The organism is Rhodoglobus sp., from assembly GCF_053580035.1.
Genome location: NZ_JBMDVL010000002.1, coordinates 304,723 through 320,513 on the forward strand (window position 1 = coordinate 304,723; position 15,791 = coordinate 320,513).

At 61.6% G+C, this 15,791-nt stretch carries 15 protein-coding genes; 8 read left to right on the forward strand and 7 right to left on the reverse strand.

Annotated features, from left to right (window positions below):
- Nucleotides 1–98: 98 nt before the first annotated feature.
- From ACOH1Z_RS10795 to ACOH1Z_RS10805, 3 genes are read right to left on the reverse strand one after another with little or no spacing between them, the layout of a single operon-like run.
- The gene (locus tag ACOH1Z_RS10795) at nt 99–971 is read right to left on the reverse strand and encodes a metal ABC transporter permease (protein ID WP_449648494.1); all 873 of its coding nucleotides are present in this window, start codon (nt 969–971) and stop codon (nt 99–101) included.
- Complete coding sequence (locus tag ACOH1Z_RS10800) at nt 968–1,741, reverse strand: metal ABC transporter ATP-binding protein (protein WP_449648513.1); 774 nt, start codon at nt 1,739–1,741, stop codon at nt 968–970. The genes ACOH1Z_RS10795 and ACOH1Z_RS10800 overlap by 4 nt, the downstream gene beginning before the upstream one ends.
- Before the next feature lie 29 nt (nt 1,742–1,770).
- Nucleotides 1,771–2,733, reverse strand: coding sequence for a metal ABC transporter substrate-binding protein (locus tag ACOH1Z_RS10805; protein WP_449648495.1), 963 nt, complete (start codon nt 2,731–2,733; stop codon nt 1,771–1,773).
- A 144-nt stretch (nt 2,734–2,877) separates the two neighbouring features.
- On the opposite strand from ACOH1Z_RS10805, the gene ACOH1Z_RS10810 reads away from it, so the two are divergent.
- The 3 genes from ACOH1Z_RS10810 to ACOH1Z_RS10820 all read left to right on the forward strand — a co-directional run bounded on the left by ACOH1Z_RS10810 (nt 2,878) and on the right by ACOH1Z_RS10820 (nt 6,074).
- Nucleotides 2,878–4,206 carry a flavin monoamine oxidase family protein gene (locus tag ACOH1Z_RS10810; RefSeq protein ID WP_449648496.1) on the forward strand — a complete coding sequence of 443 codons (1,329 nt, stop codon included), beginning with the start codon at nt 2,878–2,880 and terminating at the stop codon, nt 4,204–4,206.
- Nucleotides 4,207–4,350: 144 nt separating this feature from the next.
- Nucleotides 4,351–5,934, forward strand: coding sequence for a sodium-dependent transporter (locus ACOH1Z_RS10815; RefSeq protein WP_449648497.1), 1,584 nt, complete (start codon nt 4,351–4,353; stop codon nt 5,932–5,934).
- Nucleotides 5,931–6,074, forward strand: a complete 144-nt coding sequence (locus tag ACOH1Z_RS10820; protein WP_449648498.1) for a MetS family NSS transporter small subunit — start codon at nt 5,931–5,933, stop codon at nt 6,072–6,074. The genes ACOH1Z_RS10815 and ACOH1Z_RS10820 overlap by 4 nt, the downstream gene beginning before the upstream one ends.
- Before the next feature lie 85 nt (nt 6,075–6,159).
- On the opposite strand, the gene ACOH1Z_RS10825 is transcribed toward ACOH1Z_RS10820, so the two are convergent.
- Both ACOH1Z_RS10825 and ACOH1Z_RS10830 read right to left on the reverse strand, forming a co-directional pair.
- Nucleotides 6,160–7,626 carry an SPFH domain-containing protein gene (locus tag ACOH1Z_RS10825; protein WP_449648499.1) on the reverse strand — a complete coding sequence of 489 codons (1,467 nt, stop codon included), beginning with the start codon at nt 7,624–7,626 and terminating at the stop codon, nt 6,160–6,162.
- A 120-nt stretch (nt 7,627–7,746) separates the two neighbouring features.
- A complete protein-coding gene (locus ACOH1Z_RS10830; protein WP_449648500.1) occupies nt 7,747–9,207 on the reverse strand; it encodes an aminopeptidase P family protein in 1,461 nt (486 codons plus the stop codon).
- A 121-nt stretch (nt 9,208–9,328) separates the two neighbouring features.
- Between ACOH1Z_RS10830 and ACOH1Z_RS10835 the strand changes: the two genes are divergently transcribed.
- The 5 genes from ACOH1Z_RS10835 (at nt 9,329) to ACOH1Z_RS10855 (ending at nt 14,178) form a co-directional block, all read left to right on the forward strand.
- Entirely contained in the window at nt 9,329–10,006 is a 678-nt protein-coding gene (locus ACOH1Z_RS10835) for a response regulator transcription factor (RefSeq protein WP_449648501.1), read from the forward strand.
- On the forward strand, nt 10,006–11,355 hold the full coding sequence (locus tag ACOH1Z_RS10840; RefSeq protein ID WP_449648514.1) for a sensor histidine kinase: 1,350 nt from the start codon (nt 10,006–10,008) through the stop codon (nt 11,353–11,355). The genes ACOH1Z_RS10835 and ACOH1Z_RS10840 overlap by 1 nt, the downstream gene beginning before the upstream one ends.
- Before the next feature lie 65 nt (nt 11,356–11,420).
- Nucleotides 11,421–12,842 carry a ferredoxin reductase family protein gene (locus ACOH1Z_RS10845; protein WP_449648502.1) on the forward strand — a complete coding sequence of 474 codons (1,422 nt, stop codon included), beginning with the start codon at nt 11,421–11,423 and terminating at the stop codon, nt 12,840–12,842.
- Nucleotides 12,839–13,348, forward strand: coding sequence for an FMN-binding protein (locus ACOH1Z_RS10850; RefSeq protein ID WP_449648503.1), 510 nt, complete (start codon nt 12,839–12,841; stop codon nt 13,346–13,348). Before ACOH1Z_RS10845 ends, ACOH1Z_RS10850 begins: the two co-directional genes overlap by 4 nt.
- Nucleotides 13,348–14,178 (forward strand): FAD:protein FMN transferase, encoded by an 831-nt coding sequence (locus ACOH1Z_RS10855; RefSeq protein WP_449648504.1) that lies wholly within the window; start codon nt 13,348–13,350, stop codon nt 14,176–14,178. The genes ACOH1Z_RS10850 and ACOH1Z_RS10855 overlap by 1 nt, the downstream gene beginning before the upstream one ends.
- Before the next feature lie 87 nt (nt 14,179–14,265).
- Here the strand turns inward: ACOH1Z_RS10855 and ACOH1Z_RS10860 are convergent, their stop codons facing one another.
- Nucleotides 14,266–14,697: an HPF/RaiA family ribosome-associated protein gene (locus ACOH1Z_RS10860; protein ID WP_449648505.1), complete on the reverse strand. Its 432-nt coding sequence runs from the start codon at nt 14,695–14,697 to the stop codon at nt 14,266–14,268.
- A 95-nt stretch (nt 14,698–14,792) separates the two neighbouring features.
- Nucleotides 14,793–15,707 carry a class I SAM-dependent methyltransferase gene (locus tag ACOH1Z_RS10865; protein WP_449648506.1) on the reverse strand — a complete coding sequence of 305 codons (915 nt, stop codon included), beginning with the start codon at nt 15,705–15,707 and terminating at the stop codon, nt 14,793–14,795.
- Between the last annotated feature and the right edge of the window lie 84 nt (nt 15,708–15,791).

Sequence of the window (15,791 nt, forward strand, 5' to 3'; positions counted from 1 at the left end):
GTCCGGGGGTGTCCCCCGCGTTTAGCGTCACGTGTACTGGTCATCCGACTTCCTTGAAATTGATTAGGTAAGCCTAACCTACTATTCGGATCCGGCAACTACCGCGCGGCGAGCATCCGTCGCCGCCTGCTCGCACCGATCTGCTTTCCAATGAGACCCTGCTTCGGGCTGAAGAGATACACCAGCGCAAAGACGCAGCCCTGAACGAGCACGATCATTCCGCCGGATGCCGTGTCGAGGTAGTAGCTGAGATAGAGCCCGAGGATTGCCGCGAGCGACGACAGCACCGGGGCGATCACGAGCATGCGCGAGAAGCGGTCGGTGAGCAGGTAGGCGGTCGCGCCGGGGATGATGAGCAATGCCACGACGAGCACGACCCCGACCGCTTGCAGGGCGACAACCGAGGTGAGGGCGAGCATGCCGAGCAGGGCGGCTCCGAGCACTTTGGGGTTGAGGCCGATGGCGTGGGCGTGGGTAGCGTCGAAAGCATAGAGGGTGAAGTCGCGGCGTTTGATGATCAGGATGCTGAACGTCACGACGCCCAAGATCACCACTTGAAGGAGGTCTGCAGTCGAAACCCCGAGCAGGTTGCCAAAGATGATGTGGTTGAGATCGGTCTGCGAGGGAATCACCGAAATGAGAACGAGCCCGAGCGCAAAGAGGGTCGTGAAGACAATGCCGATCGCGGCATCCTCTTTGATCCTGCTGGTATTGCGCACCGCACCGATGAGTCCGACAGCGAGGAAGCCGAAGATGAGAGCACCGAGCGCGAACGGCGCCCCGACCACATAGGCGAGAACCACGCCGGGCAGCACCGAGTGCGAAACCGCATCCCCCATGAGTGACCAGCCGACGAGCACGAGCCAGCATGACAACACGGCACACACGATGGCGGCAATGACGCTCGTGGCCATGGCCCGCTGCATGAAGTCATAGCTCAGCGGTTCGAGGAGAAAGTCGAAGGGGCTCATTCGTTCTCCTCCGGCGCGTGAACATCGAGGCCGAAAGCGCGCGCGAGGTTGGCGGGCTTCAGCACCTCCGCGGGAGTGGATTGCAGGAGAACGCTGCGCATGAGCAGGATCGCTTCATCGGCAAGCTGGGGCAGTGAATTCAAGTCGTGAGTGGAGACCAGCACTGTTGCCCCATCGTGGGCGAGCTCACGCAACACTGCCGTGATGGTGGCCTCTGAACGCTTGTCGACCCCAGCGAACGGCTCATCCAAGAGCAGGATGCTCGCTTCCTGAGCAATTCCGCGAGCCACGAACGTGCGCTTCTTTTGACCACCCGAGAGCTGCCCGATTTGGCGGTCAGCAAGGTCCGTTAGTTCGACCCTGGCGAGGGCCTCATCCACGGCCGCACGATCGGCGAACTGGGGCCTGCGAGTGACACCCATGTGGCCGTAGCGACCCATCATCACGACATCCCGCACCGAAATCGGGAACGCCCAATCCACTTCTTCGCTCTGCGGAACATAGCCGACAGCACCAGCCTTGCGGGCGACCACCGGTGCACGACCACCCAGCGTGACCGTGCCACGGTCGGGCCGCACCATCCCCGTAATCGTCTTGAACAGGGTCGACTTGCCCGAACCGTTCATGCCGATCAAGCCGCACACTTGGCCTGCGGCGACCTCAATGCTCACGTCATCAAGCGCCAACACATCGCCGTAGTGCACCGTGACGTTCCGAACGCTGATTGCGGGGGTGTCGGACCGGGCGGATGCCGCGGCTCCCCCACCCACGCCGGTTTCGGGTGTCTGCTCTGCTCGCGTCACGATCCGGCTCCTGTCAGCCCGTCAATCACGAGTTTCGCGTCGTGCCTCAACAGCTCAAGGTAGGTCGGAACGGGTCCATCGGCCGCCGACAGCGAATCCACGTAGAGGGTGCCGCCGAAGACGGCGTCGCTCGCTTCGACTACTTGTTGCATGGTGCGATCAGACACGGTCGATTCGCAGAACACGGCGGGCACGTCGTTGTCGCGAACGAAATCGATGACGGCGGCGACCTGTCGCGGAGTGGACTGCTGTTCGGCGTTGACCGCCCACAGGTAATGCTCGCTGAGGCCGGCATCCCGGGCCAGGTAGGAGAAGGCGCCTTCGCAGGTGATGAGCGCGCGTTGGTTGGGAGCGAGTGTCGCCAGTTCGGTGGTGAGTTCGTCATTCACAGCTTGCAGCGCGATCTTGTAGCTGTCGGCGTTTGAGGCGTAATCGGCAGCATTCTCTGGATCAAGCTCGGCGAACGCTTCCGCCATATTGTCGACATAGATCTGGGCGTTCAGCGGGCTCATCCAGGCGTGCGGATTCGGCAACCCCTCATAGGCATCTTCCGCAATGCTGATCGTCTCAACACCCTCAGACACCACAACATGAGGAACATCAAGACCATCGACGAATTGCGAAAACCACGCCTCAAGGTTGAGACCATTGTCGAGAATGAGGTCAGCGTCGGCCGCCTTGGCGATATCGCCGGGGGTTGGCTGGTAGCCGTGAATCTCGGCACCCACCTTGGTGATGGATTCCACCCGAAGGTGGTCGCCGGCCACATTCTGGGCCATATCGGCGAGCACGGTGAAGGTCGTGAGTACGACGGGGCGCTGGTCGTCGGGGTCTACGGTTGCGGCGGCATCCGGTGTGCTGGTGCATGCCCCGAGCAGGGCAACAACGGAGGTGACGAGGGCAGCGGCCAGCGATATTCGGATGCGCTTCCGCCGCCCTGCATTCGTGACCGTGCCCATCTTCTGATCCTATGTTGGGGACGCCTGATAAGAAAGTACGTCCAGCCGTAGTTTTGCCAGATTGTCGCCGCGACTTAAAAGTTTCCATTCTTTCTCGCGTGCGCCGCAACGCGACCGGAGAGAAGGCGTTGCTACTCTGACGCCATGACACACTTCGACACGATCGTCATTGGCGCCGGCGTTTCTGGGCTCACCGCCGCGCGCTTTCTCGTGCAGGCCGGGCAGAGTGTTGTCGTGCTCGAAGCCCGCGATCGTGTGGGTGGCCGCACGTGGACAGAACGCTCCGACGGGCTCATCAGCGACCGTGGGGCATCCTGGATTCACGGCATCGACAACAATCCACTGACGGATGTCGTACGCGGGTTCGGCTTGCGAACAGCCGAATTCACTGTTGGCAGCTACCAGCCCGATAGCCGCCCCATCGCGTACTTCTCGCCCACCGGCGAGCGCCTGAGCGATGCCTCCGCCTCCGCCTTTGCCGACGATGTTCGGTTGTTCGACCAGCACCTCGCGGCAACAGTCGGGGCATCTGTTCTTGGAAGTTCGTATCAGGATGCCGTCGACGCGACCCTGTCAACCCTCGACTGGCCCGCTGAACGGGCCGACCGAGTGCGGGAATTTCTGCTGCACCGTTCCGAAGAGCAGTACGGGGTGCACGCCGCGCTGCTTGATGCGCACGGGCTCGATGACGACACCGTGGAGGGTGACGAGGTTGTCTTTCCTGATGGCTTCGACCAGCTTGCGGCGAACCTCGCGGCCGGGCTCGATGTGCGACTTGAGCATGTCGTCACGCAAGTCGAGTGGTCGGGCGACGGGGCCGCCGTCACCACGCCCCGCGGCACCTTCAGTGCCACCCAGGTCGTCATCACCGTGCCCATCGGAGTGTTGCAGGCTGGCGATCTTTTCTTCGACCCCGCACTGCCCGACTGGCTTGCCACCGCCATCAACGGCTTTGAGATGAACAACTTCGAGAAGGTGTTCATGCGTTTTCCGACCAAGTTCTGGGACGACGACGTCTACGTCATCCGCCAGCAGGGCGAAGCTGGAGAGTGGTGGCACTCTTGGTACGACCTCACTGAGCTGCACGGCATCCCGGCACTTCTCACTTTTGCGGCAGGCCCCAGCGCGATTGAAACGCGCGAGTGGAGCGATGACCAGATCGCCGAATCAGTGTTGGATGCGCTGCGCGGCCTTTACGGCGAACAAGTCGAAACTCCCACCCACGTGCTCGTTACTCACTGGCAGGATGAGCCATACTCCCGTGGTTCCTACGCCTACATGAAACCGGGCTCAGCCCCCGAAGACCACGACCTCTTGGCTACTCCCGTCGATGGCGTGCTGCACTTCGCTGGCGAAGCAACCTGGACGGATGATCCAGCCACCGTCACCGCGGCCCTCCACTCCGGTCACCGCGCAGCAGAAAACATCCTCGCCCAGCAACTGCCGTTCGCCGACCTCACGAATCCGCTCTAACGCTGGCCCCCTCAGTCGTCACATGTCGCAATCGGGCGGCCCCGAGTGTTAACGTGAGAACACCCTCTTCGGGGGTAGCGGGCCGCAATTTCGGGACGGCCCCAGCGACGGCCATTCGGGTGGTCATTACGCAGAGGAGCAACTGTGTCGGTGCAGCAAAAATCGGGAGAACACGGATCGGTCGCCTCGCGACCACGTGAGCAGTGGTCGGGCCAGTGGGGTTTCATTCTCTCGGCTGTCGGCTCCGCCGTCGGTCTCGGCAACATATGGCGCTTTCCGGGTGTTGCCTACGAGAACGGGGGTGGGGCATTCCTGATTCCGTACCTGATCGCGCTCGTCACCGCCGGCATCCCGATTCTGTTCCTCGACTATGCGATCGGGCACCGCTTTCGCGGTTCTTCGCCGACCGCGTTTCGTCGTCTCGGAGGCAAGGCCGGCAAGTGGCTTGAGTCGCTTGGCTGGTTCCAAGTGTGGATCTGCATCGTCATCGCCGTCTACTACGCGGCGGTTGTCGCGTGGGCGGCCAGCTACTTTACGTTCAGCTTCGACCTGCGCTGGGGTGATGACACTCAAGCATTCTTCTTCGGCGAGTTCCTGCAGACGTCAGATCCCGGCTTCAGCTCGCAATTCGTGCCCGCCGTGCTCATCCCCCTCGTGCTCGTGTGGATAGCGGTTCTTGCCGTGCTCGGCTCGGGTATTGCCAAGGGCGTTCAGCGCGCCAACGTGATCTTCTTGCCGTTGCTTGTAGTGGCCTTCCTGATCCTCGTCGTTCGCGCCCTGTTCCTCGACGGCGCGATGACCGGTTTGGATGCTCTCTTCACTCCAGACTTCTCCGCTCTGAGCGACCCGGGCGTCTGGATCGCGGCGTACAGCCAAATCTTCTTCTCGCTGTCAATCGCCTTCGGCATCATGATCACCTACTCCTCGTACCGCAGTCGCAAAGCAAACGTCACGGCGCCCGCGCTTGTGGTGGCGTTCGCCAACTCGTCGTTCGAGATCATCGCGGGCATCGGAGTGTTTGCGACGCTCGGCTATTTCGCGTTCCAGCAGGGGGTTGGCGTTGATGAGCTAGAAGGAATCACCGGAGTGAGCCTGTCCTTCGTCACCTTCCCGGCGATTGTCTCGCAAATGCCTGGCGGGCCGCTCTTCGGCATCCTCTTCTTTGGTTCGCTTGTGATGGCCGGTTTCACCTCGCTGTTGTCGGTGCTTCAGGTGGTGTCCTCCGCCTTCCAAGACAAGTTCGGGATTACCGCCCGCCAAGCTTCACTCCGGGTCGGATCAGCGCTGGGCATAGTTTCGGTGCTGCTGTTCTCGACGACAACCGGCGTTATCACCCTTGACACTGTCGACCAGTGGGCAAACAACGTTGGCATCGTTGGCGCAGCGATAGCGGCCACCATTCTGGTGATTTGGGTGTTCCGCAAGGGGCCAGAGCTTGCCGCGCACCTCAGCGCCGTCTCCACGTTCAAGGTCGGCCGCGTCTGGCAACTTCTCGTCGGAGTTCTTGCCCCGGTCGTGCTCCTCTACATGCTCATCCAGCGGATTATCGTGCTCGTGACCGAAGGCTACGAGGGCTACCCGCTCTGGTATCTCGCCGTTGCCGGTTGGGGAACGATTGCTGTGATTGTCATCGGCTCCATCACCATGACCGCCCTGCGCTGGAAGCACGATCCGGATGACTTCACCCCGTGGCCTAGCGCCCAAGCACTGAAGGAGCTCAAGAAATGAGCGGCATCGCCATCACCTTTTTCATCGTCGCCGCCGTGCTCGTGTGGGGCGGCCTCATCGCGAGCATCATCTTCCTCGCTCGCAAGCCCCAGCTCGATGTGTACCCAGAAGGTTCAGAGTTCGTGAGCGACGACGACTAGTACCAGCCTCAGAACTAACACCAGCCCCGCAACATGCTGAAGGGCGGACATCCTTGGTGGATGCCCGCCCTTCGCCGTTTAGCGATTATTCCGAGCTATCGCTGCTCTGTGCAGAGGGTGCAGCGGTCTCGTTGAGTGCTACTTCTGCGAGCTTTGCCGCGAGTGCCGTGTCACTTGAGCTGTCGTTTGCGCTGCCGCCGGCACTGCCGCGAGCGCCTTCACCGACAGCCTGACCGACTGCGCGGCCCTGGATGATCGACGCGAGGTCGAGGCCAGTTGCCGCCTTGATCGACTCAAATGAACTGCGCAGCGCGATGGCACTCTCGTTTCCGATGGTGTCTGCCGCGCTTGAGCCGTTGCCGCCGATGACAGTGACGGAACCGATCTGGCCGTAACCTTTGGCCCACTGTTCCATGACGAGCGGAAGCGACTCGAGTGCACGCTGCGCGAGGAGCGCATCTTGATGCTTAGCGAGAGCCGCTGCTTCTGCCTCAATGCTTGCTGCTCGTGCTTCACCAGAAAGGCGAACGGCATCCGCATCGGCAGCGGCACGAACGCGCACAGCTTCTGCTTCAACGGCCGCGATCTGAGCCTGAGCTTCTGCACCCTTGACGAGACGGTAGGCGTCGGAGTCGGCATCCTTCTGAGCCTTGTACAGGTTGGCGTCGGCGACGCGCTTCACGTCAGCGTCGAGCTCTGCCTGGCGGTTCTCGGCACGCTGCTGAAGAACACCCTGCTCTGCCGTGGCACGAGCGAGTGCTTCGGCCTGCTCGGCTTCAGCGTTAGCCTTTCCAACCTCGGCCTTGGAGTCTGCCGTGTTCTTGTCGAGCGCAGTCTGCTCAATCAGGTTTGCTTCGGCAACAGTGATGTTGCGCTTGGAGATTTCGCGGTTAGCGTCCGCGGTTGCCAACTCAGCTTCGCGACGCTTCGACTCAATCTGCGGAGTTCCGAGCGACTGGATGTAACCGACCTTGTCGCCGATTCCCTTGATCTGGAAGGAGTCAAGAATCAGTCCCTGCTCAGAGAGCTCGGTGGAAACATCCGTCGCGATCTGGTCGGAGAACTTCTTGCGCTCACGCATCAGCTCAACAACCGAGAGGGTTGCGACAACACCACGGAGGGCACCCTCGAGCTGTTCGGTCGTGAACTGCTCGATCGCGGCATCCTGAGACGCGAAACGCTCGGCAGCGCGACGAACCAAGGCAGGATCAGACCCAATTTTCACGATGGCGACGGCTTCAACCTGGAGGGTCACGTTGTCTGCCGACTGCGCCTCAGCGGTCATCGAAACCTGACGCGAACGAAGCGAAATCGTTTCGTGGCGCTGCGTGATCGGGTTGACCAAAGCCTTGCCGTTGACGATCACGGTGACAGCGGAGTCGTTGCCTGCGCCGTCCTTCTGCGATCGGCCCGAAACCACGAGGGCCTCGTCAGCGCGGGCGACTTTGAACCAGGCGCGCGCGATCAGCAACATGACCAAGAAAAGTACAACAAGAACGACCACCCCGATTCCGATGAGGAGTACGAGTCCGCCGGTGGCGAAGATTTCCATGTATGCACCTTTCAGAAAATGAGCGATCTACACCCATTGTCGCTGGTCTGTGAGAACTTCGGTGAAACGATTGGCGAAAATAGTGCGGATCAGTTGTAGCTACGGCAATGAACGCGAAGGCTAGAGCGCGCGCATCCATTCCTCGATGCCGTCTGCGGTAATCGGGAGGGCTTCAGATAGCACCTCTGATCCGGTCGGCGTGACGAGAACGTTGTCTTCAATTCGCACGCCGAGGCCCCGCAGTTCGGGCGGCACCGTGTTGTCCCACGCGTGGAAGTACAGTCCCGGTTCGACCGCCATCACCATTCCCGGCTCCATTGGAGCCCCCTGATACGCGTCATAGCTCGACTTCGCGCAATCGTGAACGTCGAGACCGAGGTGGTGTCCGATGCCACAGACAATGTAGCGACGGTGATGCTGCCCCTGAGGGCTGAGAGCTTCGTCAACCGAAACCGGGAGCAGTCCCCAGTCGTGCAAACCTGTCGCGATCACTTCGAGAGCCGCCGAGTGAAAACCGCTGAACGGTTTGCCAGGCCCGACAGCGGCAAGACCTGCTCGGTGAGCTTTCTCCACGAGGTCGTGCGCTTGACGCTGGGCTGCCGAGAAGGTTCCGGATGCCGGGAGCGTTCGAGTGATGTCTGCGGTGTAGAGGGATCGAGCTTCAACCCCCATATCGAGCAGCACGGCGGCGCCGGGCAGCACTGGCCCATCACAACGCACCCAGTGGAGCACGGGAGCATTCGCTCCGCTTCCCACGATGGTGGTGTACCCGGTGCCGTTTCCGACAGTGCGAGCATGGCGGTCGAAGGTGCCTTGAAGCCAGCGCTCTCCGCCAAACTTGATCGCCTGCGGAATCTCTCGCGCAACTGCCGCGAAGCCGTCAATGGTCTTGTTTACCGCGCCGCGAATCTCGGCAATCTCCCACTCGTCTTTGATCATCCGCAACTCGGCGAGTACTCGGCCGAGGTCTTGCGAGACGGGGATCTCATGGAGCAGTGGATTCGCGCCGAGCAGCGAACCGCCGAGCGCGATGTCGGTCGCGCTAGACAGCGCCGCCCCAAGTTCAGAGAGGGGTCTCGTTTCAATTTCGAGAGCCGCGGTCCATTCGGGCATTCCGGGAGCGGAGCCGACCCAGAGTTCTCCGTGGGCGGCATCCGCAAAGAAGTCTGCTTCTCCGGGATATGCCGGTGCGGGAATGAAGAGGGTTGCGTCGTGGCCGCCACTGGTCGGGCTCATCACCAAGACGGCGTCTTCTGCCGAGCATCCGCTCAACCAAAAAAAGTTGCTGTCTGGACGAAACCCGTAGTAGTTGTCGTTGACGCGAACGGGGGCTTTGCCTCCAGCTAGCACGATGGTTCGGCCGGCAAAGGCTGGGCTCACGCGTGCGCGGTGGGCGGCAGTCGCCGCCGCAATTCCCGGGACCGTATCTGGGGTGCGGTCGGGAGTTGCCCACCCCGTCTCCATGTACTCGACGAAGCCGGTAGCTTCACGAAGCTGCGGAAGTCGCGGATCTCCAACAGTCGGTCGAGGCATTGAGGTGGCCGGGGCCGCCTCCTGATGCGAGAGTGAGCTTGAGGGCATAGGGCAGCCTTTCAACGACGAAGAGCATCGACCAAACCGGGGTTAGCGGCGACGATAATGATATGCCCCAACGTTACCGCGCCGCACGGAGTCGCAGTTTTACAGGCGTAGTCTGGCCCGTATGACCAAGATCCTTGTCGTGGAGGACGACACCGCCATGGGTGCTCTCGTTCAACAGGGCCTTGAGGATGACGGTTACGAAGTGACACTCGTCACTAACGGAGTCGACGCCCTCATTGCTACTGCGCAAGACACGTTTTCGGCCGCAGCCATCGACGTCATGTTGCCCGAAATGACCGGGTTCGAAATCTGCCGCCACCTGCGCAAGCAAGGCAATCCGCTGCCCGTTCTCCTTCTCACTGCCCGGGATGCTGTCGAAGACCGGGTGCTAGGCCTCGACTCTGGGGCGGATGACTACCTCACGAAACCGTTCGCTTTCGCCGAATTCTCTGCCCGCATCCGTGCTCTCGTTCGCCGGGATTCGGCGGCAAGCAAAGCGACGCTCCGAATCGGAAACCTCACGCTCGACGCCGCGACCGTGCGCGCGACAGTTTCCGGAACTGCGCTGCCGATGAGTTCGAAAGAGTTTGCCGTGCTCTGGATGTTCGCCTCGCATCACGACGAACCGCTCACACGGAACGCGATCTTGGAAGAGGTGTGGGGAACGACCGCCCACATAGATGCAAACGTCGTCGATCAGTATGTGAGCTATCTGCGCCGCAAACTTGAACCGACCGCGTCCGCACTCACCATCAGCACCGTGCGCGGTATCGGCTATTCGCTTTCGGCGGTGGAGTGATGTTTTCCTCTCTCTCCATCCGTGCCCGCATCACGTTGGGCAGCGTTGCCGCCGTCGCGGTGCTCTTGGTGCTCGCACTACTCGTCGTGCGCGGCTCGGTCGAGCAAATACTGACCGACGCTGATCGCAGTCTTGCCACCAGTGATCTCGTTCCGTTCGTCGCCGACATCACCGCAAATCCCGACGAGAATGTGGATGATCCGGGAACGGGCGTACTCATTTATGTCCGTGATCCCTCAGGTGACGTGCAGGTCAATACCCTGCCACGCGACGTGCAGAAAGCGGTCGATCGCCGCGAACCGGTCACGGAGACCTTCCTCTTTCGTGACGACGAAGAACGCTCCTTTGTCGTCGCTGGCGATAGTGTCACGACAGCCGCTGGCACGTGGACGGTGTGGTCGGCACGCAGCGCCGCCGCTAGCGAGCTCGCGCTCCACGGCCTCAGTCGCGTGCTCCTGATCGCCGGCATCGTTCTCCTTGCTGGCTTCGCTCTCGCCTCGTGGATTCTCTCGAGCGTCGCCCTCAGACCCGTGAATCTTATGCGTCGCAAAGCCGAAGAGTTCAGCGCTGACTCCGAAGCAACCCTCCCCGTCGGGCCTGCCCGAGATGAACTCTCTGCCCTCGCCGAAACCCTCAACGCGTTCCTTGCCAGCACCCGCGCCTCCACCGAACGCGAAAAGCAGATGGTGTCGGATGCGGCACATGAGTTGCGCACTCCACTGGCGGCACTCAAAACGCAGCTTGAGCTCGCGCACGCCGACTTTGGGAATGCGGCCGCCCTCGCCGTCCAGGTGTCGTCGGCTGAGGCATCCGTCGATCGGCTGACATCTCTGGCATCGAACCTGCTCGAGTTGAACCGGTTAGAAACCGACTCGAGTGATGCGCACACCCCCGCCCACGTTCTGGTAGACGAGTTCATGGGCAGCATTGACCGGGCCCGCCTAGTAGGCATGTCCAAGTCGGCGCGGGTGGAGTTTGCTGTCGCCGTTGGCGACGAGAGCACAAGCTACGCGGTGGGTGCTCAAGCATTTGGGCGACTCGTCGACAATCTGCTGTCGAATGCGCTGGCGGCGCTCGCGACGGGTGGCGAAGTTGTTGCCACGCTGCATCAGGATGCGACGCAACTGCTGTTGGATGTGCACGACACTGGCCCCGGGATGCCCGAAAACTTCATCCCGATCGCGTTCGATCGCTTCTCCCGTCCGGATAACTCCCGCACCGCAACAACCGGGGGCAGCGGTCTCGGGCTCGCTCTCGTGCACGCCATTGCGGTGGCGGCCCACGGTACGGCGGCGCTGGAGAACACTGAAACAGGGTTACGCGTGACTGTCACTCTGCCAAAGATGTGAGTTCGCTCATCCAATAGGGGCGTATTTCTTGGCGTACCCCTAGCTTTCAGCAGCACAGTAGTGACATGACCACCCCCACCCGCGCTCGACGCGACTCAGCCCAGCCGTTGGCTAACGCTGCTGCCGCCGACTACCGCCGCACGTTTGCACGCCGAGCTCGTCGTTCCGATCTGCTCGTGATGGCGCTGTGGGCTTCGGGTGCTGCCGCTGCCGCACTCTTTCTGGCATCGGGAGGCGTTGACCAATTCGGCTCACTCGCCGAAATCATCACCAGCGTGGGCATCATCGCTGGGCTCATCGGTACAGACTTCATTTTGGTGATGCTCGTGCTTGCGGCGCGGATCCCGCTCATCGATGCGACCATCGGGCACGACAGGGCGATCGCCGTCCATCGTTCGCTCGGCAAACCAGCGCTGTACCTGTTGCTCGGGCACGGTCTGCTGCTCCTCATCGGTTACGGACTGGCGTCGGGGACAAACCCCATCGCCGAAATCGGGCCCATGCTGGCTCTGCCAGACATGCCTCTCGCGTTTATCGGCCTTGGCCTACTTATCGCTGTCGTGGTGTCGTCACTCATCGCCGTCAGGCGCCGTTTCAGTTACGAGGGCTGGCACCTCATCCACCTGCTCAGTTATGTTTCTGTCGCCTTCGCACTCCCCCACCAGCTCAGCGTTGGAGGCGTGCTCTCGGAGGGAACCGCACAACGCGTGTACTGGATTGCTCTCTATGTTGTCGCGATCGGCGCTATCGCAACGTTCCGCTTCATCGAGCCACTAGTTTCTAGCCTCAGACATCGGATGCGCGTGGCCGCCGTCACCGAGATTGCTCCCGGAGTCACCACGATCCAGCTTGAAGGCAATGCGCTGCGTGGGCTCGGAGCATCCGGTGGTCAATTTTTCATCTGGCGTTTCTGGACCGGTCGTACCTGGTGGCACTCACACCCCATTTCACTGTCAGCGATGCCGACGGACCGTTCAGCACGCATTACCGTGCGCAATCTTGGTGCCGGAAGCGCGCAGCTCAATGCTCTCCCTATCGGCACTCACGTCAGCATTGAGGGACCATACGGACTTTTCTCCGCGGCCGCACGAACCTCCCCCAAGCTCGCAATAATCGCTGCCGGTATTGGGGTGACACCGGTGCGCGCCCTTCTTGAGCAGGCCAGTTTCGCTCCGGGCGACGCCACAATCCTGTTGCGGGCAAGCACACCAGAAGAGACGTACCACTGGGATGAGATTCGAGCTATCGCTGCAGCAAAGGGCGCCGACTGCTACACGATGATCGGGCACCGCCCGCGCTACACATCAAGTTGGATGTCGGCGGCCGACGTCGACCGCGGCGTCACGCTCACCTCGACTTTTCCTGATCTGGCTGACTCCGATGTTTACCTCTGTGGACCGACACCGTGGCTCGACCTCGTCGAAGAAGATGTGCGAGCCGCCGGGCTCCGCCCCCACCAAATTCATGCAGAAAGGTTTGACTGGTGAGAACTCGAGCAATTCTGGGCAGCATCCTTGCCTCGGCAAGCGTGCTCATCGTCGGCTACCAAGCAGGCGTTAGCGTCACTACAAGCGACGGCACGTCCGTCTCGTTGCCGATCGATTCGGCAAGCAACAACGGCGCCGCGTCCTCAGGTTCCGGCAGCACCGGCAGCACCAGCACGACTGCGCCATCCACCGGCACAACAACGGACACCCCAGCGGCTTCGGGACCGGCCGACGGCTCCTACACCGGGTCGACTATCCGCACGCGCTTTGGAAATGTGCAGGTTTCGGTAACCATAGCCTCGGGCAGCATCAGCGATGTGACTGCCCTTCGGCTGACGGATGCGGATGGTCGTTCCGTTCAGATCAGCAACCGTGCGGCGCCGATCCTGCGCAATGAAGTGCTCTCTTCACAGTCCGCTCAGGTGTCGAACGTGAGCGGCGCCACCTACACGACCCAGGCCTATCTCGCGTCCGTGCAGTCCGCCCTCGACCAAGCAGGCGCCTGATGCGGCACGTGTTTGAGACGATGGGCACGGTTGCCTCCACCGAACTTCCGAGCGCCTGGGCCTCCGAGGTTGCCGAGCTAGAGCGCATCTTTCGCGCGATCGATGACCGTTTCAGCCTCTATCGCCCCGACTCTGAATTGAGCATGATCGCGGATGGTCGACTCGCTCTGCCTGCTGCCAGCAGCGTCCTCCTGGCCAGCTATGCCCGCGCGCTCGAGTGGCGCACGGCCACTGGAGGCAACTTCAGCCCGAACCGTCCCGACGGCACGATCGATCTCAATGGAATCGTCAAGGCCGAAGCAATTGAGCAAGCCGGTGCCTACCTGACGTCAGTCGGATGCCCGGAGTGGAGCATCAACGTCGGTGGCGACATCCTCGTCTCCGCCACCGGCGTAGCCACCGAGGTCCCTGCTCCGGCCGGGCAACTGCCACCGGGTGTTCTGCGTGCCGGGATCCGAGCTCCGGCCGCCGCTGCCGCACTCTCGCACTCGTCGCGTGCGGGTATTGCGGATCCCCACTCGCCGACGCAACTCCTCTGTTCGCTTGAGTTGAGGCATCCGCGGCGGGCAATTGCGACCTCGGGTAGCGCTCAGCGTGGTGACCACATTTGGCGTGGCGGCAGCGCTGAGCCAGCAGTATTCGTACAGGTGAGTGTCATCGCCAATGACATCGTGACGGCAGACGTTCTGGCGACAACGATTGTGGCCGGCGGAGAAGATGCGCTCGATGACGTAACTGACCGCTGGGATGTGGATGTCATCACGGTTGATACTCAGGGCGGGTTGCGAAGCACGCCGGGCGTGTTGCGTTCTCTGGTTACAGCACCTTAATGCTCGTTGCAGATGCCGCGGAAACTTCTCCGACGACTTCCGTAGACGCGCAACCCTCGTGTTCCTCGGAGTCCGACAGCTTCTGACTTAGAGGGGCTCCACGCCGCCCATGGAGCTGGCACCCTTGTGCTGGTCAGCGCGTCCAAACGTCGTCTCGAGCACGTGCTGCATCTTGCGGGTGGCGCCGTTGAGTGCGGAGTCGACTGTTGAGGCGTTGTCGCTCGCGAGCTCGGGCGTACGGTTTTCGGGGCGGGCCTCAAGCTGGCACCGGATGTCGTCGCCTGTGCTGCGACCGGCACTTTCGTCACTCAGATGAACTTCCAGCCGCGTGAGATGAGCGCTGAAGTGTGCGAGCTTGGATTCGAGCTCTGACGTGATTGATGCAATGGTGTCTTCGCTGAGGGTGATGTTGTTATCGGTGTTGACGATGACCTGCATGGTCGCCTCCTGGCAGTTGTCGGATGCTGCAGGCGTGCTCTGAGGCGAGAAAGTTCGCGGGAGGGCCGCTAGTGCATCCACGCCTCACGGTACGCCGCGAAGCTGTATGCCGTGCGGGTACTGGTTCGGCGCAGTAATCGGCCGCGCCTGACTTACTCGCGTTGAGTGACCGGTGATCAGGGCGCGGTTCCGTGGCCGAACACAGCTGTGGTGAGGTACGAAACGGCAGCTCCATTCTGATCGGCAAGCCACAATGCGAGGTCAGATAGAAACTTGTCTCGTACATCCGGCGCTAGCGCAGCAAGCTCGGCGGCGAATGGTGTCCCGCTGATCCCACGGGCTTCAGCAGCGGGACTCGGCCAGCGGACCGTCAGCTGCTCCTCACCCGCACTAACGTCGATGAAGCCTCCGCCACTAAGCGCTGACGCCACGGAGTCGCGGGTCATCGAGAGGGCTCCACTCGCCATCGTTCGCGCGAAGGGCGAATCTGGCATGCGGTCTCTCATGAACTCTGCGTACCTGTCGAACGGGTAGAGCGGAGCTTCGAGCGCCCAGACTGCGACGGCGACGACTCCCCCTGGTCGCAATACGCGGAGCATCTCCTGCGCGACGGCCACTCGGTCGGGCATGAAGGGCAGACCTTGATGGCAGAACACCACATCTACGGATGCGTCGGGCAGTTCGATTGCTGTCGCCGAACACGTGAGGGTCTCGATTGCAGCGGGTGATGCGCTCGATTCCAGCTGGGTCAGTTCGGCCAGCATCGGGCTGCTGATGTCGGAGGCGATGACTCTCCCCGTTTTCCCGACGACGGATGCCGCGGCATGGGCTACAGCACCGGTGCCGGCGGCAACATCGAGTACTGTCTGTCCCGGCTCAAGCCTGACTGAGTTCACGAGTCGCTGGGCCCAAGGATCGAAAAGGTAGGGCTGAAGGTAGCGGCGATAGTTTTCGGCAACCGCTTCTTGAGCGAATGACCCTTGATCTGTGACACCCACGATGCGCCTCCGGTCTGAAGAATGTTGACGCTGAGGTTCGTCGTGAACCACACGATGAATGTAGTCCTGAGTTGCGCGTGCAGAAAGCATCATCGCCAAACTCACGGTTTGTTCTGTAGCGGTGTTGTTGGGTGGTTAACGCAAAATAGCCACACCCCGAAGGGTGTGGCTATTTTA

Coding starts and splice junctions, on each gene's coding strand:
- ACOH1Z_RS10840 (WP_449648514.1), top strand. CDS start 10,006: ATGTTTTCCTCTCTCTCCATCCGTGCCCGCATCACGTTGGGCAGCGTT.
- ACOH1Z_RS10855 (WP_449648504.1), top strand. CDS start 13,348: ATGCGGCACGTGTTTGAGACGATGGGCACGGTTGCCTCCACCGAACTT.
- ACOH1Z_RS10835 (WP_449648501.1), top strand. CDS start 9,329: ATGACCAAGATCCTTGTCGTGGAGGACGACACCGCCATGGGTGCTCTC.
- ACOH1Z_RS10845 (WP_449648502.1), top strand. CDS start 11,421: ATGACCACCCCCACCCGCGCTCGACGCGACTCAGCCCAGCCGTTGGCT.
- ACOH1Z_RS10810 (WP_449648496.1), top strand. CDS start 2,878: ATGACACACTTCGACACGATCGTCATTGGCGCCGGCGTTTCTGGGCTC.
- ACOH1Z_RS10830 (WP_449648500.1), bottom strand. CDS start 9,207: ATGCCCTCAAGCTCACTCTCGCATCAGGAGGCGGCCCCGGCCACCTCA.
- ACOH1Z_RS10865 (WP_449648506.1), bottom strand. CDS start 15,707: ATGATGCTTTCTGCACGCGCAACTCAGGACTACATTCATCGTGTGGTT.
- ACOH1Z_RS10820 (WP_449648498.1), top strand. CDS start 5,931: ATGAGCGGCATCGCCATCACCTTTTTCATCGTCGCCGCCGTGCTCGTG.
- ACOH1Z_RS10795 (WP_449648494.1), bottom strand. CDS start 971: ATGAGCCCCTTCGACTTTCTCCTCGAACCGCTGAGCTATGACTTCATG.
- ACOH1Z_RS10805 (WP_449648495.1), bottom strand. CDS start 2,733: ATGGGCACGGTCACGAATGCAGGGCGGCGGAAGCGCATCCGAATATCG.
- ACOH1Z_RS10825 (WP_449648499.1), bottom strand. CDS start 7,626: ATGGAAATCTTCGCCACCGGCGGACTCGTACTCCTCATCGGAATCGGG.